21 protein-coding genes and 2 pseudogenes are annotated in these 21,800 nt (G+C 65.5%); 14 read left to right on the top strand and 9 right to left on the bottom strand.

Annotated elements, in window-relative coordinates; translation table 11 throughout:
• Nucleotides 1–6: 6 nt before the first annotated feature.
• A complete protein-coding gene (locus OG921_RS24860; RefSeq protein ID WP_266115222.1) occupies nt 7–1,173 on the bottom strand; it encodes a mandelate racemase/muconate lactonizing enzyme family protein in 1,167 nt (388 codons plus the stop codon).
• Between the two features lie 131 nt (nt 1,174–1,304).
• On the opposite strand from OG921_RS24860, the gene OG921_RS24855 reads away from it, so the two are divergent.
• The 5 genes and pseudogenes from OG921_RS24855 to OG921_RS24835 all read left to right on the top strand — a co-directional run bounded on the left by OG921_RS24855 (nt 1,305) and on the right by OG921_RS24835 (nt 6,526).
• Nucleotides 1,305–2,006: a GntR family transcriptional regulator gene (locus tag OG921_RS24855; protein WP_266115221.1), complete on the top strand. Its 702-nt coding sequence runs from the start codon at nt 1,305–1,307 to the stop codon at nt 2,004–2,006.
• A gap of 26 nt (nt 2,007–2,032) precedes the next feature.
• Nucleotides 2,033–2,272, top strand: a pseudogene (locus tag OG921_RS24850) (transposase); the annotation flags it as partial.
• Nucleotides 2,273–2,327: 55 nt separating this feature from the next.
• Nucleotides 2,328–3,038 (top strand): TetR/AcrR family transcriptional regulator, encoded by a 711-nt coding sequence (locus OG921_RS24845; protein WP_266115220.1) that lies wholly within the window; start codon nt 2,328–2,330, stop codon nt 3,036–3,038.
• Between the two features lie 152 nt (nt 3,039–3,190).
• A complete protein-coding gene (locus OG921_RS24840) occupies nt 3,191–4,225 on the top strand; it encodes a phosphotransferase (RefSeq protein WP_266115251.1) in 1,035 nt (344 codons plus the stop codon).
• Between the two features lie 123 nt (nt 4,226–4,348).
• Complete coding sequence (locus OG921_RS24835) at nt 4,349–6,526, top strand: molybdopterin-dependent oxidoreductase (protein ID WP_266115219.1); 2,178 nt, start codon at nt 4,349–4,351, stop codon at nt 6,524–6,526.
• An 82-nt stretch (nt 6,527–6,608) separates the two neighbouring features.
• Here the strand turns inward: OG921_RS24835 and OG921_RS24830 are convergent, their stop codons facing one another.
• The 6 genes from OG921_RS24830 to OG921_RS24805 form a co-directional block, all read right to left on the bottom strand.
• Nucleotides 6,609–6,809 carry a three-helix bundle dimerization domain-containing protein gene (locus tag OG921_RS24830; protein WP_266115218.1) on the bottom strand — a complete coding sequence of 67 codons (201 nt, stop codon included), beginning with the start codon at nt 6,807–6,809 and terminating at the stop codon, nt 6,609–6,611.
• Between the two features lie 170 nt (nt 6,810–6,979).
• Nucleotides 6,980–7,936, bottom strand: coding sequence for an LLM class F420-dependent oxidoreductase (locus OG921_RS24825; protein ID WP_266115217.1), 957 nt, complete (start codon nt 7,934–7,936; stop codon nt 6,980–6,982).
• A gap of 228 nt (nt 7,937–8,164) precedes the next feature.
• Entirely contained in the window at nt 8,165–8,569 is a 405-nt protein-coding gene (locus tag OG921_RS24820) for a PaaI family thioesterase (protein ID WP_266115216.1), read from the bottom strand.
• Nucleotides 8,570–8,846: 277 nt separating this feature from the next.
• Complete coding sequence (locus OG921_RS24815; RefSeq protein ID WP_266115215.1) at nt 8,847–9,362, bottom strand: hypothetical protein; 516 nt, start codon at nt 9,360–9,362, stop codon at nt 8,847–8,849.
• Nucleotides 9,363–9,465: 103 nt separating this feature from the next.
• Nucleotides 9,466–9,930, bottom strand: coding sequence for a general stress protein (locus OG921_RS24810; RefSeq protein WP_266115214.1), 465 nt, complete (start codon nt 9,928–9,930; stop codon nt 9,466–9,468).
• A 288-nt stretch (nt 9,931–10,218) separates the two neighbouring features.
• Complete coding sequence (locus OG921_RS24805; protein ID WP_266115213.1) at nt 10,219–10,875, bottom strand: TetR/AcrR family transcriptional regulator; 657 nt, start codon at nt 10,873–10,875, stop codon at nt 10,219–10,221.
• A gap of 138 nt (nt 10,876–11,013) precedes the next feature.
• Between OG921_RS24805 and OG921_RS24800 the strand changes: the two genes are divergently transcribed.
• The 8 genes and pseudogenes from OG921_RS24800 (at nt 11,014) to OG921_RS24765 (ending at nt 19,087) form a co-directional block, all read left to right on the top strand.
• A complete protein-coding gene (locus tag OG921_RS24800; RefSeq protein ID WP_266115212.1) occupies nt 11,014–12,147 on the top strand; it encodes a VOC family protein in 1,134 nt (377 codons plus the stop codon).
• Complete coding sequence (locus OG921_RS24795) at nt 12,144–13,082, top strand: fumarylacetoacetate hydrolase family protein (RefSeq protein WP_266115211.1); 939 nt, start codon at nt 12,144–12,146, stop codon at nt 13,080–13,082. The genes OG921_RS24800 and OG921_RS24795 overlap by 4 nt, the downstream gene beginning before the upstream one ends.
• Entirely contained in the window at nt 13,079–14,968 is a 1,890-nt protein-coding gene (locus OG921_RS24790) for an acyl-CoA synthetase (protein WP_266115210.1), read from the top strand. Before OG921_RS24795 ends, OG921_RS24790 begins: the two co-directional genes overlap by 4 nt.
• Complete coding sequence (locus OG921_RS24785) at nt 14,965–15,321, top strand: DoxX family protein (RefSeq protein ID WP_266115209.1); 357 nt, start codon at nt 14,965–14,967, stop codon at nt 15,319–15,321. The genes OG921_RS24790 and OG921_RS24785 overlap by 4 nt, the downstream gene beginning before the upstream one ends.
• Nucleotides 15,318–16,862, top strand: coding sequence for a bifunctional 3-(3-hydroxy-phenyl)propionate/3-hydroxycinnamic acid hydroxylase (locus OG921_RS24780; protein ID WP_266115208.1), 1,545 nt, complete (start codon nt 15,318–15,320; stop codon nt 16,860–16,862). The genes OG921_RS24785 and OG921_RS24780 overlap by 4 nt, the downstream gene beginning before the upstream one ends.
• Nucleotides 16,863–17,125: 263 nt before the next feature.
• Nucleotides 17,126–17,437 (top strand): annotated as a pseudogene (locus OG921_RS24775) (LysM peptidoglycan-binding domain-containing protein); the annotation flags it as partial.
• Between the two features lie 257 nt (nt 17,438–17,694).
• The gene (locus tag OG921_RS24770) at nt 17,695–17,922 is read left to right on the top strand and encodes a hypothetical protein (protein ID WP_266115207.1); all 228 of its coding nucleotides are present in this window, start codon (nt 17,695–17,697) and stop codon (nt 17,920–17,922) included.
• Between the two features lie 358 nt (nt 17,923–18,280).
• On the top strand, nt 18,281–19,087 hold the full coding sequence (locus OG921_RS24765; RefSeq protein WP_266115206.1) for an alpha/beta hydrolase: 807 nt from the start codon (nt 18,281–18,283) through the stop codon (nt 19,085–19,087).
• Between the two features lie 106 nt (nt 19,088–19,193).
• Here OG921_RS24765 and OG921_RS24760 read toward each other — a convergent pair whose 3' ends face one another.
• A complete protein-coding gene (locus OG921_RS24760; protein WP_266115205.1) occupies nt 19,194–19,838 on the bottom strand; it encodes a TetR/AcrR family transcriptional regulator in 645 nt (214 codons plus the stop codon).
• A gap of 94 nt (nt 19,839–19,932) precedes the next feature.
• Here OG921_RS24760 and OG921_RS24755 point away from each other — a divergent pair, with 94 nt between their 5' ends.
• Nucleotides 19,933–20,898 carry a zinc-binding dehydrogenase gene (locus tag OG921_RS24755; RefSeq protein ID WP_266115204.1) on the top strand — a complete coding sequence of 322 codons (966 nt, stop codon included), beginning with the start codon at nt 19,933–19,935 and terminating at the stop codon, nt 20,896–20,898.
• Nucleotides 20,899–20,981: 83 nt separating this feature from the next.
• Here the strand turns inward: OG921_RS24755 and OG921_RS24750 are convergent, their stop codons facing one another.
• Nucleotides 20,982–21,755, bottom strand: a complete 774-nt coding sequence (locus OG921_RS24750; protein ID WP_266115203.1) for an SDR family NAD(P)-dependent oxidoreductase — start codon at nt 21,753–21,755, stop codon at nt 20,982–20,984.
• Nucleotides 21,756–21,800: the final 45 nt, after the last annotated feature.

Genomic DNA, 21,800 nt, shown 5'->3' with positions numbered 1-21,800 from the left:
GGGAACTCAGGCGTGCAAGTCGCGCAGGACGGAGTAGAAGGCGCTCTTGGCTTCGAAGCCGATGCCGGGGGTCTCGGTGAGGCCGACCTGGCTGTTCTCGACGACGGCGCCGTCGGCGAAACCGCCGGTGGGCTGGAACTCGCCGGGGTAGGACTCGTTGCCGCCGAGCTTCAGCGCTGCGGCGATGTGCAGCGAGAACTGGTGGCCGCCGTGCGGGATGCAGCGCCGCGAGGACCAGCCATGGTCGCGCAGCATCTGCTGCGTGCGCAGGTACTCGGTCAGGCCGTAGCTCAGGGCTGGGTCGAACTGCAGGTAGTCGCGGTCCGGGCGCATTCCGCCGTAGCGGATGAGGTTGCGCGCGTCCTGTACCGAGAACAGGTTCTCACCGGTTGCGATCGATCCGCTGTAGTTTTCCGAGAGCACCGCGTTGAGCCGGTAGTCCAGCGGATCGCCGACCTCCTCGTACCAGAACAGGTTGTAGGGCTCGATCGCCTTGCCGTACTCCAATGCCGTCTCGAGGTCGAAGCGGCCGTTGACGTCGACCGCCAGCCGCGACCCGTCGCCGTCGAGAACGTCGATAACCGACTCGATGCGCTTGAGGTCTTCGGCAAGATCGGCACCGCCGATCTTCATCTTCACGACGCTGTACCCCATGTCGAGGAAACGGCGCATCTCGTCCTGCAACTCGGGCAGCCCCTTGTCAGGTGCGTAGTAACCGCCGGCGGCATAGACGAAGACCGAATCATCGGGCCGCCCGTCGCCGTACTTGTCCGACAGATAGCGATACAGCGGCCGGCCTTCGATCTTGGCGGCCAGGTCGAACAGCGCCATGTCCATGACACCCACCGCGACCGAGCGCTCGCCGTGCCCGCCCGGCTTCTCGTTGCGCATCATGATTTCCCAGGCGCGCGCCGGATCGAGCTTGCCGGCCTCGTCGAGAAGACTGCCCGGCTCCGCCGCGAGCAACCGCGGAATCATTCGCCGACGCAGGATGTCGCCGGCGCTGTAGCGCCCATTGGAGTTGAACCCGTACCCGACGAGCGGCTTGCCGTCACGGATCACATCACTGACCACCGCCACGATCGAACAGTCCATTGCACTGAAATCGATCCAGGCGTTTCTGATCGACGAGCTGATCGGGATCACGCCTTCGTGTACTGAAACAACCTTCATGATCCACTCCTCGTATCTCGTATCTTATAAGATGTGAGACCGATGGTAAGGTGATGTGAAGCAGAGCACAAGAGGCAAGCTCGGGCCGGAGCACGAATACCGCACCAGCGGTGTAATCACTCGGAGGTTGGATGACCCGGACAGTGAACGTCTTCTCCAGCAAGGGGGATGTGGCCTACAACGAGCTGCGCGACCTCATCCTGACCGGCGAGCTCCCGGCAGGTTCACGGATAGCCCAGTACGAGTTGGCCGATCGGTTGGGCATGAGCATCACCCCGATCCGCGAAGCCGTGCGTCGACTGCTCAGTGAAGGCCTCGTCGAAATGATCGCGCATCGAGATGCGCGCGTCGCACCGATCAACGCGGCCGAAGCGCGTCAGCTCTTCGAGGTTCGCCTCGCTCTGGATCCAGCCGCCGCCGAGTTGGCCGCCCAGCGACGCACAGACGGCGACATCGCCACGATCCAAGCGACCGCCGCGCGCCTTCTCCCTGTCACTCAGCAGTGGGGCGAAGATGCCCTGGTTGCCCACCGGCAGTTTCATCGCGCGATCTATACCGCCTCGCACAACGACATGCTCATCCACATGCTCGATGACCTGTGGGACAAATCCGACCGGTATCGGCGGCTCGGTCTCGCACTGCCTCCCGGCGCTGAACCACGCACGGTCGACCACCAAGAACACCACCAGATGGTCGAGCTCATCATCGCCCGAGAAGCTTCCGCGGTTGCCGACCTCACCCGCCGACACATCGAGAAAAGCCTTACCGCCGCTGCGATCGAGATGCTCGAAGTCACTACACCGGCCACTGAGGCGTTCGCTAGCTCGAGGTAGCGAACGGTTGCCGACTCGATCCAGCAGTGGTCGCGGCGGCGTTCCGCACGATCTTCGCCCAGCCCGATCCCGCCACCGCCGCCGCGACCTGGGATCAGGTGCGTGACCAGCTGGCCGGCCGGTTTCCCAAGATCGGGCCGTTGACGGACCAAGCCAATCGGGAAGTGCTGGCGTTCACCGTGTTTCCGCGAGCGCACCGGTCGAAAATTTGGTCGACCAACCCGCTCGATCTGGTCAATAAGGAAATCAAGCGCCGCGCCCGTGTCCGAACAAGCGGAGTCGGTAGCGCCGGGTTACAACCCGCCAACCTAAGCTGCAAACGTGCCACCTCGCCCATCCAGCGCCACGCCGTCCGGTGCTCGCGTGACGCCGTCGCCGCGGCGAGGTCGCCCCGCGCAGATCAGCCGCGAGCAGATTGTGGCTGCCGCACGGGAGCTCGCGCCGGCCGATCTGACGATGAAGAGCGTCGCCGAGATACTCGGTGTGACCCGAAAAGCGCTGAACTATTACGTCAACGACCGCGCCGGCCTTGTCGAGTTGGTTGTTCTGGACAGGTTCGAGGCGCAACTCGACAAGGTTCGGCTTCCCGATAGCGGCGATTGGCATGCGGTCGTTCGCGCGTATGCCGACGCCATTCGCGGCGGGATCATCGAAGTCGGCGTATTGGCCACTCACTACCCGGTGTCCGGTTTGGCCACGCCGGCAGCCCTTGGAATTGCCGAGCGGGTATTGCAATCACTGGTCGACGCAGGCTTCGATCTCGAAGAGGCCGGCATGGCGCTCACGCTCGTCAACGATGCCGCGACCGACGCGGGCCGCCAGGTGCTGCTGCTCGACGATCGCCGTGTGCATCCGATGGTGCCCTCGACTCTGAATGCCCTGCAGTCCGCGCCTGCCGCCGACCTTCCGTTGCTTCGGCAGTTGGCCACAGCCCGAGGCGATGGCGACTACCTCGATGACCAGTTCGCGTTCACCATGTCTGTCCTGATTGCCGGTCTCGGGGCGGTTCTCGAGCACAAAGCGACCTACTGAAGCCTCCTTCTCGGGTCGCGTCGATCGCTCCAACCTATTGCGTTTTTGCCCACGGGTAATAAATATGGCAGTGGGCGAACCGCGAAAGGAACTCCTTGACCAACATCGCATCACTGGTTCCCGTCAACTGGGACGAAATAACTCCCGCATGGATGAGCGGGGCGCTTGCCCGGCATCATCCCGGCACCGAAGTCGAGGACATCACTGTCGAGTTTCGTGATGACGGCACCAACCGCCGGGCGCGCCTCGGGCTGCAGTATTCGTCCGGCACAGGCCCGGCGACGGTCTTTGTCAAAGGGGCAGACCCTGGCCACAAGGAGCTGGTCAAGCTGACCAGCGGCCTGTTCCACGAACCGAGGCTGTTTCTGTCCGATGTGGCGCTCCCGCTGGAGCACCCCATTGTCTACGCCGCTGCGATCGACGAGGTCGCCGAAGAGTTCATCCTGGTGATGGAGGACCTCACCGCGCGGGGCGCGGATCCGCGTGACGCCACCCGGCCGCTGACCGTCGAACAGGCCGCGCAGGGAATCCGGGGTTTGGCGCGGTTGCACAGCCGATTCTGGGGCGAACGATGCACCGCCGAGCCGGGACTGCGCTGGTTGGAGCACTTTCAGCCATGGCCGGGCATGGAAGCCGCGCCGTTGCACGTGGCGTTCGAGGCGATCGGGGACTCCGCGACACCGACGATCACGGCCCTGACCGGTGAAACGTTGTTCAACCGATTGTGGGCGTCCTACATCCGTACGCTCGCGCGCGCGCCGCAGACGCTGCTGCACGGTGACCCGCACATCGGCAACACCTACGTCACCACGGACGGAGACGTGGGATTTCTGGACTGGCAAGTGGTGCGCCGCGGCAACTGGTCGCTCGATGTGGGCTACTTCCTGCAGGGCGCGCTGACCACCGACGATCGCCGCGCCAACGAGCGCGATCTACTCGGGGAGTACCGCGCCGCGCTGGCGCTGCCGGCCGGCGAGCTTCCCTCGTCCGACGAAGTGTGGCTGCGTTACCGCGCCTCGGCCGCACACGGTTTGGCGCTGTGGCTGGCAACCTCCAGCGCCGGTGAGGCATGGCAACGCCCCGATATCGCCGTGGCACTGGCCAAACGCTATTGCGCTGCCTACGAGGATCTCGACACGCCCGCAGCACTCGACGAGATCGGCGGTGACGGAGCCCGTGGGAATTAGATGGGTGTACCTCGTGTGGGCGAAACTTGTTCGTGGAGAAAACGTTTGGCCCACGTAGCGATCGAGCGATCTGCTCGATCCGATCGCCGGGCCTACCGGGTCGGATTCGGCGAAGATGTGGAGATGACAGCGGTGAACACCAAGACCGTGCACACGTTTTGCAGGTACTGCCTCGCCTCGTGCGGCATCGAGGTCACAGTCGAGGGAAACCGCGTCACGAAGATCTCGCCCGACAAGCAGAACCCACACACCTGGCAGGACTTCTGCGCCAAGGGTCGCACCGCAAACCAACTCGTCGAGCATCCACGCCGGATCCTGAACCCGATGCGCCGCGTGGGTGACACCTACGTCGAGGCAACCTGGGACGAGGCCTTCACCGATATCGCCGCAAGAATGAACGCGCTGATCGACGCCGATGGACCCGATGCGATCGGCCTGTACTACGGCAATCCGTCCGGTTTCTCGTCGTCCAACATCGTCTTCATGAACGGCTGGCTCGACGCGGTCGGCACCAACAACCGGTACGCCGTCGGCTCGGTCGACCAGAACGCGTGGCACGTCGTCGCGGATGCGATGTACGGCTCGCTGGTGATGGCGCCGGTGTCCGACATCGACAACTGCGACTACTTCTTGCTGGTCGGCACCAATCCCGCTGTCAGCGCATGGAATTGGTTGGAGACGGTGCCCGGCGGATGGCGGCGCGCGCTCGACCGACAGCGGCATGGCGCGCGGATCGTCGTTGTCGACCCGCTGCGCACCGAATCGGTGGAGAAGGCCGACGTGCATCTGGCCGTGCGACCCGGCCAGGACTGGGCGCTGCTGTTGGCCATGGTGAAGGTGATCCTCGACGAGGGCCTGGAGCACGAACAGGACTGCACCGAACTCGCCACGGGCGTAGCGGAATTGCGCATGCTCGTCGCTCACGCCGATCTCGATGATCTCGCGTCGCGCTGCGATGTTGCGCGCACGCAGATCGAACGCGTGGCGCGGGAATTCGCGACCGCTCGGGCGGCGATGGTGGTCACTCGCACCGGGGTTTCGATGCACCTGGGCGGGACGGTCGCGGAGTGGCTCGGTCACGTGCTCAACGTGATCACCGGCCGGATGGACCGTCCCGGCGGGCGTAGGTTCGAGCCCGGTTACGTCGACGCGATCCGCCTGGGCGCCTTGGCCAAGGCGAAACCGCACAAGAGCCGGCTGCTGGACCGGGACATGGTCGCGGGCGCGCATGCGCTGAGCGAGTTGCCTGCAGAGATCACCACTGCGGGCCCGGGTCAGATCCGTGCGATGGTGATCAATTGCGGGAACCCGGTGGTGTCCGGGCCGGACGGTGCGAAACTCGACAGCGCCTTCGAACAGCTCGACCTGTTGGTTGCTATCGACTTGGTGCAGCGCGAAAGCCACCGGCACGCGCACTGGCTGCTGCCCGCGGTGCACTGGCTCGAACGCGACGACCTGCTCTCCTTCACGAGCGCGATGCACGACGAGCCGTACGTGCAGTACGGGGCCAAAGCCGTCGAGCCGCCGCCAGGGGCCCGTCAGGAGTGGCGCATCTTCACCGACCTCGCGATCGCCATGCGCAAGCCTCTTTTCGGCGCAAAGGGTGTCAACGGCTTCATTGGGGCGACCCGCCGGGTCGCGCGCCTGACGCGGCGGCCAAGCATGGAGTTCGGCCCGCATTGGATCGATCGACTCCTCGTGGCAACATCGCGAAAGTTCAACGGGCGCAGGGTCAAATGGCGCGACATCATGGCGAATCCGCATGGCTTGGTCCTGGGCGAACGAGAATTCGGCCACTTCAGGGAAGCGTTGCGAACCGAGGACAAGAAGGTGCACGCCGCGCCGCCCGAGTTCGTCGAACGGGCCCGTGAGCTGCTGGCCGAACCGCATCCGGGGCCACCGGAGGGCTACCCGTTTCAGTTGGCCGGCCGCCGAAACCGGCACTCGATGAACTCGTGGCTCAACGAGCTTCCCGGGCTACACCCGTCGGGGAAGATGAACGAAGTGGTGATCCACCCCGACGACGCGGCCGCCCTCGGTGTCACAGACGGCGACCGGGTTCGGGTGTTCTCCGCTGTCGGAGCGATCGAACTCGCCGCGTCGGTCGACGACCGCCCGCGCCGCGGAGTGGTTGTCGTCGACCACGGCTGGGGATCGCGGATCTTCGACCCGCGGGGCAAGCAGGCGCCCGAGTCGTTCGGCGTCAACCGCAACCTGCTTATCGACGGCGGGCCCGTCGACCCGCTGTCTCAGACCTCGGCATTGAGCTCGTCCTACGTCGGAGTCGAACGCATCGGCTAGCTCGCTTATCGAACCGAATCTGGATATCGCGTCCAGCCGCGTGAAACAAGCGGCTGGACGCGCGGACGAGGTGTCGTCGTGTTCAGCTCGCGAGAGTTTCGAGTTGCTCGCCGGCTTTGCGTTCCACCAGCAGTGGTACGAAGTCACGGACCGAGCTGTTGCTGAATCGGGCCAGTGCATCCTGCACCGCGTTCGAGACCTGGTCGGGCGCCGCTTGGGCGTACCGGCTGCTCAGCCGCTGGCGTACCCGGTCGATCGCGACCTGCTCAGTGTTGTCGGGCATAGGCCCAGCGTGCGCCGCCGGTTAGGGCAGGGTCAATCCGTGTTGTGTTTCGGCCTGGTGAACATCCCGCTCGGCGGGTGGTCGGGGTTGGCCGCTGCGCCCGGATGCGCTGGAACCGATTTCGGCTCGCAACCGCGGCGAAGATGCGATGCCGGAACCTGGCCCCGCTCTCAGAGGTCGCGGCTGACCGAGGCGAGAAACTCCTGGGTCCTCAACCGCGACGCGGTTCGAGCGGTCGAGTTGGCGCCGAGCGGCACGACGCGCGCGGCGAGGTCGGTGACGCCGGCGTCGCGGTAACTACGTAGGCGGGTGAGTACGGCCTGTTCGTCCCCGGCGGCCATGGTGTCGCCGACATCGGTTGCGTTGCCGTGCTCGAGCAGGCGCAGGTAGTTCGGTGAGAAGTCGGCGTGCCCAAGCACGTCGCTGGCGTAGGTTCGTGCGTCGTCGACTTCGGCGTTCGAGCACAGCGCGACGGGAACGCCGGCGACGATGCGCGGCGCCGGCCGACCGGCATTCGCTGCGGTCGCGGTGATCCGGGGTGCGACGTAGTGGCCGATCGCCCGTTCATCTGCCATCCACAGGATGGTGCCGCTGGTCTGCTCGCCGGCGATCCGCAACATCGTCGGCCCGAGTGCCGCCATCAGGATCGGCATGGGCATGGGTTCGGCGACGTCGATCGGGCTGTGCACGCGATAGCTGTCATTCTCCGCGTCGACTGTGCCCGGCCCGGTGAATGCGGCGTTGAGCACCGCGAGATAGTTGCGCATCAGCCGGGCAGGACGTTCGTAGGTAAGCCCCAGCTGATCCTCCACGATCCAGTGGTGCGATGTTCCCAATCCCAAGGCGAATCGGCCGCCACATGCGAGTTGAGTGGTCAACGCCTGTTGTGCCAAGGCAATTGGATGTCTTGTCTGGATCGGTATGACGGCGCTGCCGATCTCGAGGCGCTCGGTGGCCTGGCCGAGGAGCGCGATCGCGGTCATGGCATCGAGGTACCCGGGAACTTGCGGTATCCAGAAGGACGTGAAGCCTGCGTCTTCGGCGGCGCGGGCGTCGCTGATCAACCCGCTCAAGCGGTCGGCACGTGCTCGCTCCTTGTCGGAACCAACCATCAAACCAATTCGCATGGGCACCTCCGGTCACGGATCATGGTGTGCGCTGCTGACATGATCGACTCTGCAATCAGAGAGTACGGTTCTGTCGAGGTCGAGTTCCCAGTCGGGGCAGCGGAAGCTCAACCCCTTATGCAGTTCTGAGACCCGGTTGCGTTCCTATTCGACACGGGCGCGGGAGCGATCGCTCCGCTGCCGGCGGGTATCCGGAGGCGGCAATCCGAGCCAGTCGCCAGGGGCGTGTCAACCCGGCAGCGGCACATTCTGCAGGCGGACCTGCCCGCGGGCCACTTCTTTGCCAGTGTCGGATGCGGTGATGACCACCGACCACAACTGTTGGACTCTGCCTTGCTGAATCGGTAGGGCCACGACGTCCACGCGTCCTTCGGTGCGGGCCCGGAGGAAGTCGGTGCCGTTGTGGACCCCGACTGCGAACTGGCCGCGGTCCGCGACGGCGGTACTGGCACCGATACTCGCCGCGCTTTCGACCGCCGTCGTGTAGACGCCCCCGTGGACGACACCCCACGGCGTGTGGTGCTCGGCGGACAAATCGATGTGGCCGACGACTTTCGTGCCTGATACCTCGTCGAGTTCCAGTCCGGCAGCTGCGACGAAAGCGCTCCCCGCGGACATGGCCGGGTCGGTCATGGTTCCTCCTCATGATTCGAGCGCGCCAGGTTCGGCGCCGTGGACACGATGGTCGCGCACTTCCTGCATCCGCGTGCCGAGTGGTACCGATGGATCGAGCGACGGACGCGTATCGACACATGTGCCGGCTCGAACTCCGCTGGGTTCACTCGGCCTGTGGCGTGGTTCCTGCATTCCGCTACGCAGCGGCGCAAGCCGGAATAGCCGAGGTTGGCTGCATACACACTCTCGCAGCGTGGTGGGCAGGGGTCGAGTCCGCTGGCTCCATTGAGACGGTCTAATGGCCGAGGATCTTGACGCCGACCACGAGAACGCCCACACCGATCAGTCCGGTGATGGTGAAAAGCTGCTGCCACCAAGGCAATCGGGCCCGTCGCACGGCAACCAGACCGATTACGCCGAGTTCGGCGACGAGGATCCACATCGCGATCCACATCGCCGTGGATGTGCTCAGTGGTCCGACGGCGGCGGCAACCAATACGAGCAGGGGCAAGACTGCTGCCTCCACAATCTGGCCGGAAGCGTGGAGCATCCGCAGCGCTGTCCATCCGCGCGGGGCACTGCGGTGCACGCCGAGGTGTGCGACCCAATCGGCCAGCAGGCTCGCTGCCCAGAGTCCGCCGGTGGCCACCGCAACATCGAGGACCGGGGCCCATGCGCTCGACTCGGGACCCGTATGGCGAACGAGGACGGCGAGCGTCGCCAAACACGCCATCGCGCCGTACACACGCTCGCGCAGGACCGCGACGACATGCTCAACCGGAACCGCTTCGCGATAAGGCTCAGTGGCCACGCTTGTCACTTCGTAACCACGCCAATCGGTTTCATCTGCCGTGCTAAGGGCGATCACCGTCGCAAGTCCAGTCCAGTCCGTGGGTATTCTGTCGGTCCGCGACTCAGATGCGGTCCGCGATGTTGCTGGCGCGGTCGAAGTAGTCGGCGTCGACGTGAACGGTGTAACGCTCGGCGAGCAGTTGGCTGACGCTGGAGAAGTCACGGTCACCGCCGGTCGCCCAGTGCGCGACAAAGCCGAACACCGCGCCCCAGAACGTGCCGATGGCCACGCTGGCGAGCATGGCCACCAGCACACCGGAATCGGTCAGAAAGACGCTGAACAGTAGGCCGATCAAACCGCCGAACCACGCACCGCTGCCGGCGCCGTACAGCGTGGCGCGCCTCCTGGTCATACGCTCGGTAACCTGCTCGACGCTGTGCAGTCCGGTGCCGACGATGCGGACGTGTTCGACCGGGAATCCATAGTCGGACAGCCGATCTACGAGCCGCTGTGCCGCTGCATAGGTGTTGTACTCGTGCAACTTCGGCGTTTCGAGCGTGCGGGCGCCGCCGGTGGTGTCTGTCATTGGTTGTCCAATCGTTTTGGTTGGGTGATGCCGCCGCCCCAACGGTGGGGATATGTCGCAAGACGAGGCCTTGTGGGCGTTGATATGCGTGTCCACAACCGCTCGGCAACTGACTGACGATATCGTCACATGCGAATAGAACGTCAGTCAAGAGAATTTGACGAAATCATCATGATTGATGGCTGCCGCGAGGTAGCGGAGAAACCAATCCTGGTTCGGCGCCGGCGCGGCAGGGCGGCTGGCGTACTGCATCGACGAAACGATCAGCGGCGGACAGCAGGCCGAGTGCTATACGACGGTGCGCAGAACGACGTCGGGACCAGGTATCGGTCGCTGGCAAATTTCGTGGGCTTCGTCGGCCGAGACGCCGAACATGCGCAACAGGTCCTCGGCGACTTGGTCGGTATCCCGCGCGTCGTCACGTTCGGGGTGGTCGTGCAGCAGTTGACCCAGGCATAGTGCGGCGCCGGCCGTAATCGTCAAAGCCAGTTCTGGATCGCGCACGGTGAAGCGGCCCGCGCGGGCCGCTGCCTCGATGTCTCGGCGGGCTCTCGGCGCGAGACCTTTGTCCGAGCCGAGCAGATTCGGCCCGTCGCGAAGCAGGACTTTGCTCAGTTCTGGATCCCTGCGATGCAGGCGTCCGGTCAGCCGGAAGCTCTGCGCGAAGATTTGGGCAGGGTCGTCCAAGTCTGCGGTCAATTCGTCGAGCACCGCGCCGTGGCGGTCGAGGGCGTCCTCGACCGCGGCGTGGAAGAGCTCGTCCTTGCTCTGGAAGTAGTTGTAGAAGGACCCCATCCCGACGTCGGCGGCTTGGGTGATCTCGAGGATCGGCGCGTTCAACTTTCCCGCCGCCATGAAGGACTGCGCTGCGCGGACGAGTGCGGCGCGGGTACGCGCCTTGCGCCGGTCCAGGCGATTCGGTGCATCGGTGATGTGCTCGGTCATGCCTGCGCGCCCTTCTCCGTGATCCTCCGAAGTGATCCCACCCTACCGTGTCTCATCAATTATGACGATTTCCTCAAGAGTCATTGACTGACGCTCTCCTCGTATGTGACGATATCGTCAGAAAGAAGGGAGACGCGGATGAGTGTCCACCATGACCCGCATGCCGGTCTGCACAGTGAGCAGGGCGCGCTGGCGGGCGAGCACCGGGGGAGGGCCGCCGAGCCGATCATCAAGGTGTGTGATCTCGCGTGGCTGGAGTTCGAGAAGCCCGACCTCGATCGGGCGGAGGCGTTCGCCCATGCCTTCGGTTTTGTGACGGCGCTTCGAACCGCACAGGAACTGCAGTTGCGCGGTGCAGACCCCGGTTCGCCCTGCGTGCTCATCCGCCGAGGCCCGCATTCGCGGTTCGTCGGTCCCGCCTTCCGGGCTGCCGACTCGACCGATGTGCTGCGACTGGCGGACGCGGTCGGAGGTGCGGTCGTGCCCCTCCCCGAGAGTCTGGGCGGGATCACTGTCGATCTTCTGGATCCCAGCGCTTTGGGGGTCCGCGTCGTGTCCGACACGTTCGAGTTGCCGGCGCTGTCCGCCCGCGCTCCGCTCCCACTCAATTTCGGACACGACCGCGGGCGGGTGAACTCCCCCCAGCGGCCACCCCGCGCGCCGGCCACCGTGCAGCGGCTCGGTCACGTCGTGCTCCAGACGACGAAGTACCTCGAAACCCTCAACTGGTACCTAGAGCACCTCGGACTGATCGTCAGCGACTTCCTCTACTACCCCAGGCAACGGGACCGGGGCCCGATCATGAGCTTCATCCGCTGCGACCGGGGTGCCACGCCCACCGACCATCACACGCTCGCAATGGTTCTCGGCCCGGCCAACCGCTATGTGCATTCGGCCTATCAGGTCGCCGACCTCGACTGCCTCGCCGCAGGAGGCGAGTACCTCCTCGACCGGGGCTACCGCCGGTCCTGGGGCATCGGCCGGCACATCCAGGGCAGCCAGATCTTCGACTACTGGCGCGACCCCGACGGATTCATGGTCGAGCACTTCAGCGACGGTGATCTCTTCGACAGCACGCTCGACGCGGGCTGGGCGCCGATGACCGCGTCCGGACTGGCCCAGTGGGGGCCGCCCGCCACCAAGGACTTCCTCGGATTGAACCCCGGCCGGGAATCACTCCAGGAACTGCGCGCCATCGTTGACGCGCTGCGCGCCGACAACGAATTCGACCTCCACCGCCTCCGCGGCCTTCTGAAAGTTGCCAGCTCATGACCATCTCCGTTCTCCGCACCGCCGACGCCTGGTGGGTCCAAACACCCACGGGCGCTGTACAGGTCGTCACCGAGGCCAGCACGACCGCCCAACTGCTCGCTGACCGGCCGGCCGTCGAGGCAGCCGCGTTCGGCCAGGGCGCCGTGCCGGTCGAGACCCTCTCGTTGCTCTCCCCGGTCACCGGCCCCTGCCGGGTGGTGGCGCAGATGACGAACTTCGCCTCCCACGTCACGGACGCTGGGATGAATCCCGCGACCATTCCGTTGACTTTTTTCCGCAAGGCATCCGGTTCGATCAGCGGCCCCACCGACGACGTGATCCGACCTGCCCATGTCCGGTTCCTGGACTACGAGGTAGAGATCGGCCTCGTGTTTGCCCGAGACATCCCGGTGGGGACAGCGATCACCGCAGACACTCTCGCCGATCACGTCGCCGGCCTGGTGGTCACCAACGACATCTCCGCGCGCGACGTCCAGCTTCCCAAAACGCAGTTCTACGAAGCCAAGTCGTATCCGACGTTCACCCCGGTCGGCCCTGCGCTCGTACTGCTGGACGCCGACGAACTCAAGCGTTTCACCGACCTGCGGCTGCGGCTATGGGTCAACGGCGAGCTTCGCCAGAACATGACCGTCGCCGACATGATCTATCAGCCGGCCGAGACTCTGCAGGCGCTGAGCCGATTTCAACGCCTCGATCCCGGCGATCTCCTGCTGACCGGCACACCGGTCGGGACGGCGCTGAGCGCCCCGCCGAAGCCGGTCGCATTCCTCGCCTCGCTGCTACCGCCCGCACTCCGATGGAAGCTCTTTTTTGCGGGGCAGGCCAAGAATTCGAACTATCTGCAGGACGGCGACGTCATCGAAGCCGCCGTCGCGACAGACGACGGGACCATCGACCTGGGGCGCCAGCGCACGGTAGTGAGGTACACGCGGTGACCGTCGACCTGCTGTGGCCGCGTTATGCGGCGCCCACGGACCTCGCGACGATCGAGGCCGTCCCGCTGCGAGATCGCGGGCTCCCGGAGTCCACCTATGCGTTACTCGGACGCGCGGCCGGATTGTGGCCAGACCGCCCCGCGCTCACAGTCCTACCCGACGGCGCACGATGGCGGGAGCCGTTGCAGCGCAGCTTCTCCGAACTACTCGATGATGTTCACCGCTACGCGAACCTGCTCCATTCCCTTGGCGTGCGCCGCCACGACGCGGTCGCCTTGATGGCGCCCAACTGCGCCGAACTGGTCCCGGCCACTCTGGCCGCACAGCTTGCCGGCATCGCTGCACCCATCAACGCCGCACAGTCGCAACAGCACATCGCCGAACTGCTGAGCCGCTCAGGTGCCCGGGTACTCGTCGCGGCAGGACCGGAACTTGCGCGCGAGACATGGGAAGCCGCACACGAGATGGCCGTGCGCGGACAGGTGGACGCCGTGCTGGTCTTGCGGCCCACCGGTGTCGCGGGCACACCGGCGGACCTGCCCGAGGTCGACGGCGTGCGGATCGGCTATCTCAGTGCGCTGTCGGCCGATATCGACGGCTCCGACTTCGTCGGTGATCTCCCCCGAGGGTTCGATGTGGCCGCACTGTTTCACACTGGTGGTACCACCGGTGTTGCGAAGCTGGCCGCCCACACCCACGACAACGAGGTCGCCAACGCCTGGATGCTTGCCGCGAATTCGTTGTGGGACTGCGACTCCGTCGTCTTCGCCGCCCTGCCGCTGTTCCACGTCAATGCCTTGGTCGTCACGCTGCTGGCACCGCTGTTCAAGGGCCAGCGTGTGGTGTGGGCCGGCCCGCTCGGCTATCGCGACCCGGACTTGTCCAACGCCTTCTGGAGGATCGTCGAGCATTACCGCATCGCCTCGATGAGCGCGGTGCCCACCGTATACGCGGCCCTCGCGCAGCGCCCGGTCGATGCCGACATCGGCAGTCTGCGATTCGCCATGGTGGGCGCGTCGCCCCTACCCGCTGCGCTCACCAAGAGGTTCGAGGAACACACGAACGTGCCCCTTCTCGAAGGCTACGGTCTGACGGAAGCAACCTGCGCGACTGCACGCAGCTTTCCCGATGCGCCGCGACCGGGGTCGGTAGGGCTGCGGTTGCCCTATCAGCAGGTGAAAGTGGTACGCGTCCGCGAAGACGGCACCTGGGAAGATCTGCCCACCGGAACGACTGGAGTGCTGGCGATCAGCGGTCCGACGGTGTTCGCCGGCTATGTCGCCGAACACGACGAACACGGGCACGTCCTCGACGGCATGGGCAAACTGGTCGACGGTTGGCTCGATACCGGTGACCTGGCGCGCGTCGACGACGACGGCTTCATCTACCTGGCCGGACGCGCGAAGGACGTCATCATCCGGGGCGGGCACAACATCGACCCGGCGGTCATCGAAGACGCCTTGTCGGCCCATCCGCAGGTCACCGCGGCGAGCGCCGTGGGACGGCCCGATGCGCACGCCGGCGAAGTGCCCGTTGCCTATGTCACCGTTGCCGCAGGCGCCGACGTCACTCCGCAAGAGCTACAAGCCTGGGCCGGCGAGCGTGTCCCCGAACGGGCCGCGGCACCCAAGGCGGTGACCATCCTCGATGCGTTGCCCGCCACGGCGATAGGCAAGCTCTACAAGCTCGCGCTGCGCGCCGACGCGACACGGCGCGAGCTCGAGCATGCCCTCGCCACGGTCACCGGGATCGCCGCGATCCATGCGGCCGTAGCGGACGGCTCGATCGTGGCAACTGTCGAAATCGACGAATCTGCCAGCGAACCGACGGTCAAGGAGATCTTGGACCGTTATGCACTCAATTGGAAGGTACTGGTGCGCAAGTGATCACCGCATCCCTGGTTTCGGCGGTCTGCCTCGCCGTCGTCTTCCTTCTGCTCGGCGTGGGCAAGATATCGGCCACCGCGCCGATGCGGGAACGGGCCGCCCACGTCGGTATGTCCGTCAGCACCTATCGGGGCATCGGTGCGCTCGAGGTCGCCGGTGCAGCCGGTCTCCTGATCGGCGGACTCGTGCCTGCGGTCGGCGCCGCGGCCGGCATCGGGCTCCTGCTGCTGATGGGCGGGGCCGTCGCTACGCATGTAGTGAACGGCGATGGATTGCGTGCGATGATGCCCGCCCTCCTCGTCGGCGTAGTGACCCTTGCCTACCTTGTAGTCCTGATCGGATCGATCCGATGAGCGAGCGGGTTGTGCCGGTCGTCATCGTCGGTGCCGGGCCCACCGGTCTGACCGCTGCCACGCTGCTGGCTCAGTACGGTGTCGAGTGCCTGATACTCGAGCGCTGGGAGGGCGTCTATGCGCAGCCGCGGGCGGTCCACCTGGACGGTGAGATTCACCGCATCGTGGCGCACCTCGGGATAGCCGAGGAGTTCGCGGCGATCTCCCGGCCGTGCCTCGGGTTGCGGCTGCTCGACCGGAACATGCGAGTTCTCACCGAGTTCCACCGCGACCCCGGTCCGGGCGTACACGGTTACCCGGAGGCCAACATGTTCGACCAGCCGCAATTCGAGGAGATCCTGCGCGCCAATGTGAAACGGTATCCGAGCATCTCTCTCCGCGGGAATGTGGAGGTTACCGGGCTGGCCGACCACACGAACGCCAGCATTCGCGTCGACTTCACCGACCGTAGCACCGGTGTGCACGAATCGGTGCGGACGCGCTACGTCTTGGGTTGTGACGGTGCGAACAGTCTTGTCAGAGAACATATTCAGGCAACGATGCGGGACCTGAAGTTCGAACAACGCTGGCTCGTCGTCGACGTCGATATCGCCGCGGATCTCGATGAGTGGGAGGGCGCGCACCAGGTGTGCGACCCCGCGCGCGCGGCAACGTACATGCGCGTCGGACAGACTCGCTACCGCTGGGAGTTCCGGCTGAAACCCGGTGAGACCGCCGATGACTATCGCGAATCTGCTCGACTGCATCCGCTCATCTCGCCGTGGACGAGGAACACACGGATCGACGACCTGAAGCTTGTCCGATTGGCCGAGTACACTTTCCGGGCCCGAATCGCGGACCGATGGCGCGACCGGCGCGTGTTCGTACTGGGCGATGCCGCCCATCTCACACCACCGTTCATCGGACAGGGGATGGGGGCGGGGATGCGCGACGCGATGAACCTCGCCTGGAAGCTTGCCGGCGTCCTCAGCGGGGATCTGCCCGAGAGCGCACTGGACACCTACGAGGCCGAACGAAAGCCGCACGCGCTGGCCCTGATCCGGCGGGCCAAGTTCGTCGGGATAGCTATGACCGAAGGCGGCGAACTCGGTAACCTCATCCGGCGGATCGTCCTACCGGTGCTGCACCGTATGCCGGGTTTCGGCGACAAGGTCATGGACGGCGAGACCCCGGCCCTGCACGGCTCCAGTTTGATACAGCGATCTCGGCGACCCGGAAGCCGAACGGGCCGCCTGATCCCGAATCCGGACCTCGGCCGGGGCCGTCGGTTCGCCGAGGTCGTCGCCGGCCGGTTCGCGGTTGTCACCTCCGTCTCCCCGACCCCGAATCAACGCACCGACATCGAACAATGTGGTGGCACAGTCATACTGGCTCAACCGGATTCCGATCTGCAGCGCTGGCTACGCCGCGGCCGCGCACGCGCCGCCATCATCCGGCCCGACGGCACCGTCCTGCGTAGCGGCAACGAACTGTCCGTCCTGTGCGCCGCGCTTCCCCGCTTCCACGTCGGCCACCCGACAATGTTGTCGACACAGCGGTAGCAACATGGCCATCTCAGATATTCGGGAATTCGCGCATCTGACGGGGCGGATGTCGAGGCACTCGCTCGACTCGACGAGGTCCGACCTTTCGCCACACCGCCGGCAACGCGACGGCGGCCGCTGACTTCAGTACGCGGAAACCGCGTTCCTCGCGGGTTATGGAACGGGTAGTGCACTACTCAAGCCAAAACCCGAACACCGGCCGAGCCTGAACTGTGTATCCCTGGCCAGTCGGCGGGGGAACGCCACAAAGGAGCAGGACGATGACCACAAAACACAAAGTCGTAGCTGGGGACACACTTTCGGCGCTGGCGCTGCAATTCTACGGAGACGCCAGCCTGTACGAGGTGATCTCGATTGCCAACGGCATCCCCGATCCCGACGTCATCAAGGTCGGTCAAATATTGCTGATCCCTGGACTCACTCGGAAGTACAAGGTCGTGGCCGGCGATTCGCTCTGGCGTTTGGCGGAGCGCTTCTATGGAGACGGCAGTCTGTTCACTCTCATTGCCGCTGCCAACCACATCGCTGACCCCGATGTCATCCAGGCCGGTTCGACTCTCCGGATCCCGGAACTCTGAACTCGCGCAGTCGGTCGCCGGCCGGCAGTGCGCGCCGCCCGCCGAGCGGCGACCCCGATGGCCCACCCGGCTGTCGTTTCGCCGCTCGCGCGCGAGTGATCAACGCATGGCCAATATGCGGGATCCGGCTCACGCCGCCGCATACATCTCACGGGGCGAGGCGATATTCGTGATTCGGGAGATCGAGATTACGCGACGCTCCGGCGCCGGCCAGTTTGTCGGCACTTCGGGAAATGAAGTGCAGGTAGGACGTGGAAACCCCGGATTGGCCGGGTTGTGTCGCTGAGCTGAAGTGGGCCTGGGCGGTTGAGGATGCAGGTGTCGAATCCGCGCTCCTGCTACCCGAGCGCCCTGTGCCCGAGCCCACGTCCGTGCCTGCTGCTGTTGTTGCCGCCACGAGGGTGCGGACCGTGGGATGGGTGACGATCACCGACCCCGCGCTCGACGGCACGACCGTGGCGCTAAGGGCGCCCGGCTGATCCTGGCCTGACGTGAGTGCTATCGCCGGAGCGCTCGCCGCCTGTTGCGGAGTTCCGTGGCGAGGGATGCCGATTCCACTGGCACTGAGTTCCACTGCGCGGTCGGCCGCGATCATTTTCGGGTCCGTTTGAATGGTGCCCGCGTCGGCCCTCGGCCGCCGATAGCAGGTGTCGAGGCGGCACACCCTGCTTGTGGTCGGCGCCCGGGTCCCCGGTTGAGCACCCGGGAGTCTTTCTGTCAAGAGTTCCGGTCCGATTAAACCTTAACTGCCCGGCGTGTTCTGAGACTGTGCTGCATGAAACCTGGGGTGGTTCAATATCATCAGGTACCCCACTTCAAGAGTAAGAGGTCCGCTTGATGACATCGTCGACGAAACCCCACCCCGTCATCTTTATCCACGGCCTCTGGATCCATTCGGCCGCGTGGGAGCCCTGGATCGATCTGTTCGGCGCCCACGGATACGCCGCCACGGCACCGGGCTGGCCCGGCGACGGGACCACCGTCGCGGCGACACGTGACAACCCCGATGACCTCAAAAACGTGGGCATCGGGGAGATAGTCGATCATTACGCCGAACTGATCGGAACGCCCGACGTCAAGCCTGTCGCGGTCGGCCATTCCTTCGGTGGCCTCATCGCCCAGGAGCTGCTGGCCACCGGTGTCGTCGCCGCGGCTGCCGCTATCGATCCGGCACCGATCAAAGGGGTCAAGGCGCTGCCCTATGCGCAATTGAAATCGGCCTTTCCTGTGCTCAAGAACCCGGCGAACCTGCATCGGAGCGTGGCGCTGACCGAAGAACAATTCCATTACGCGTTCGGCAATATGCTCACCAAAGAGGAATCCGACGCGTTGCACGACGCATGGACTATTCCAGGCGCTGGACGCCCGTTGTTCCAGGACGCCAGCGCCAACTTCTTCCCCCACTCGCCGGCCAAGGTCGACACCCACCTCGCCGAACGTGGGCCGCTGCTGCTGGTTTCGGGGACGGACGATCACGTCGTCCCGCTGAAGGTCACCGAAGAAGTGTTCGGTAAGTACAAGAAGGGCCCGGCCGACACCGAATTGACCGTCCTCGAGGGCAAGGGCCATTCCCTGACCATTGACGGCGGCTGGAAAGACGTCGCCGACGTCGTCCTCAATTGGTTGGCTGCCAAGGGCTTCTAGCCGGATGAATCCGCCTGGGTCCGAACACAATTCCCGCTGGAACCCTCGCACGGGCTTGGTCCGAAGGTAGTCCCAGCGGCTTACGGGGTGCGCGGTAGTCGACGTGTCAGCGGCTCGGCTGACGGTCGGTAAAGCTGCCGCGCACCGCGAACGAAATGAGCCCGGGCGAGCGTGGCAATCTTCTCGTCGCACTGCACTGCCGGAACGCGTCGATGGCAAGGGCGGCGAAGCGTCGGGCCGCGGCCTCTCGGTCGGTGGGCGGCGTCGAAGATAGTCCGCGCCCGGCCAGCAGGACGAGCACGAGGTCGTCGATGACGAAGTCGTGGCGCAGTTCGCCAGTCGCCTTGGCACGGTCGGCCAGTTTTGCGAGCATCCGCAGCAGCGAAGCGCGGTGAACGGCCACCGTGTCGATCTGAGGGTTCGCGGACATGAACGCATCCACGAAGCCCTGGTTCCGGCTGTTGAGGACGCTGATCCCTTCGATGACCGAGCAGAACCCTCGCCACGGGTCGGGGTCGGCGCAGCCGTCGTCGACGATGCTTTGACACGATCGCATTTCGTCGGCGAAGGCCGCATCGACCAACACCTGCTTCGTCGGGAACCGTCGATACAGGGTTGCGGGGCCGACTCCGGCGTGGCGTGCGACCTCGCGCATCGTAATGCGGGTTCCCCGCTCCGAGAACAGTTGTCGAGCGGCCTCGAGGACCCGGTCGCGGTTGTCCTGCGCGTCGGAACGAAGTATGTGAGGCATTCGGTCGGTCATCGTCCTCACTTCGCGGAAGTGGACGGGGGCGTCCATTACCGTCGCAACGGTACCGCAGGCAAGACGGAGCCGGACGGAGGCGATGGTGCGAGCAGTGGTGATCGAGGAATTCGGCGACCCGAGCGGCATGGCGGTGATCGAGGCACCGTCTCCACTTCCTGCACCTGGACAAGTAGTTATCAAGACCGAGGCGATCGGAGTCGGCGGCGTCGATGCAGTGATTCGCCGCGGGACACTCGGCGGGTTTGGGTTCTCGAAGGGACTGATCCCCGGCAGCGAGATCGCGGGCATCGTCACAGCGGTTGGCGCCGGCGGCGACGAGTCGTGGGTGGGTCGGCGCGTGTGGGCGTTCACCGGCACCGGTGGCGGCTACGTCGAGCAGGCGGTTGCAGGCATCGACGACATTGTCGTGCTGCCGGTCGGCTTGTCGTCCATTGACGCGGTGACGCTGGGTAGCTCGGCGACCGTCGCGCACTTCGCACTGGTCCATGCGCACTTCGCGTCCGGTGAGTCCGTGCTGGTGCGCGGTGCGGCGGGCAGCATTGGCATCGCGACAGTGGAACTCGCGGCGCGCGCAGGGGCGAGCGCAGTCGCGGTGACGACGTCGTCGCCGGAGCGCGGCAGACGACTCCGCGATCTGGGAGCGACGCACGTGCTCGACCGCGCGGGAGAAGGCGATCCCGCTGCACCGAAGACCTTCGACGTGATCATCGACATCGTCGGCGGGGCAGGCCTGCCCGCGTTCATCGACCGACTCGCGCCGAACGGACGTTTGGTAGTCGTCGGAGTGGTGGCCGGGCTACCGCCGGCGGACTTCGGCATGCGGCTCATGGGGGCGTTTCAACAATCCCGATCGATCGCCACGTTCAGCCTCAATACGGTCGCGGCCTCCGCCACGGCTGCGGTTCGGGCAGAGCAGTTCCTAGCGGCCGTGCGCGGCGAACTGCATGCCGTCGTGCACGAGGTCCTGCCCCTGGAACTGGCTGCCGAAGCGCACCGCCAGATGGACCTGGGCCATGTGTTTGGGCGGATTGTCCTCACCCCCTGACGCCGGCCGGCGACGCCGCCGAACTGCCACCCGGGCGGCAGGGCAACGGTGTCACCCTGCCCACCTGGGCGGCGGCGCCCAGATTACTTCGGTGCGAACCGCTGGCCCGCGTCGAGGCGCAGGCACTGGCCGTTGAGCATCGGGTTCTCCACGATCGCCAGCGCGAGCTTGGCGTACTCCTCGGGCTTGCCGAGGCGCTTCGGGAAGGCCGCATCCTTGGTCAGCGCGGCGGCGAATTCGTCGGGGATTCCCTGGGTCAGGCCTGTGGCGAACAGGCTCGGCGCGATGGCGAGCGCCCGGATGCCGAGGCTGCCCAGGTCGCGCGCCATGGTCAGGCACATCCCGGCGATGGCGGCCTTGGACGCGGTGTAGGCGACTTGGCCGATCTGGCCCTCGTATGCGGCGATGGATGCGGTGTTGATGATGACGCCGCGCTCCTCGGCTTCCTCGTCTACCGGGTCGTTCTTGCTCATGTGTGCGGCGGCCAGTCGGCTGATGTTGAACGTGCCGATCAGGTTCAGGTCGGTGACCTGCCGGAAGATGTCGAGATCGTGCGGACCTTCCTTGGTGAGGGTGCGCATCGCCGCGCCGCCACCGGCGGTCGTGACGGCAATGTGCAGGCCGCCGAGCGCGGCAACCGCGTCGGCGAGCGCCTGCTCGGTGCCCGCGAAATCGGTGACGTCCGTAGCGAAGAACGGCACGCCGATCTCGTCGGCCACCTCTTGGCCCTTGGAATGCGGCGCCGGCCGGTCCAGGATCGCGACACTGGCGCCACGCTTGACGAGAGCCTGCACCGTGGCACGGCCGAAGCCGGATGCGCCGCCGACGACGACAGCCTTCTTGCCCGAGATCTCCATATAGCTTCCTTTCCAGATTGTGGTCAGAGTGTAAAGGTCTTGTTC

The organism is Aldersonia sp. NBC_00410 (genome assembly GCF_026342035.1).
Classification (GTDB): Bacteria; Actinomycetota; Actinomycetes; order Mycobacteriales; family Mycobacteriaceae; genus Aldersonia.
This window is presented reverse-complemented; position numbering and strand designations above follow the sequence as displayed.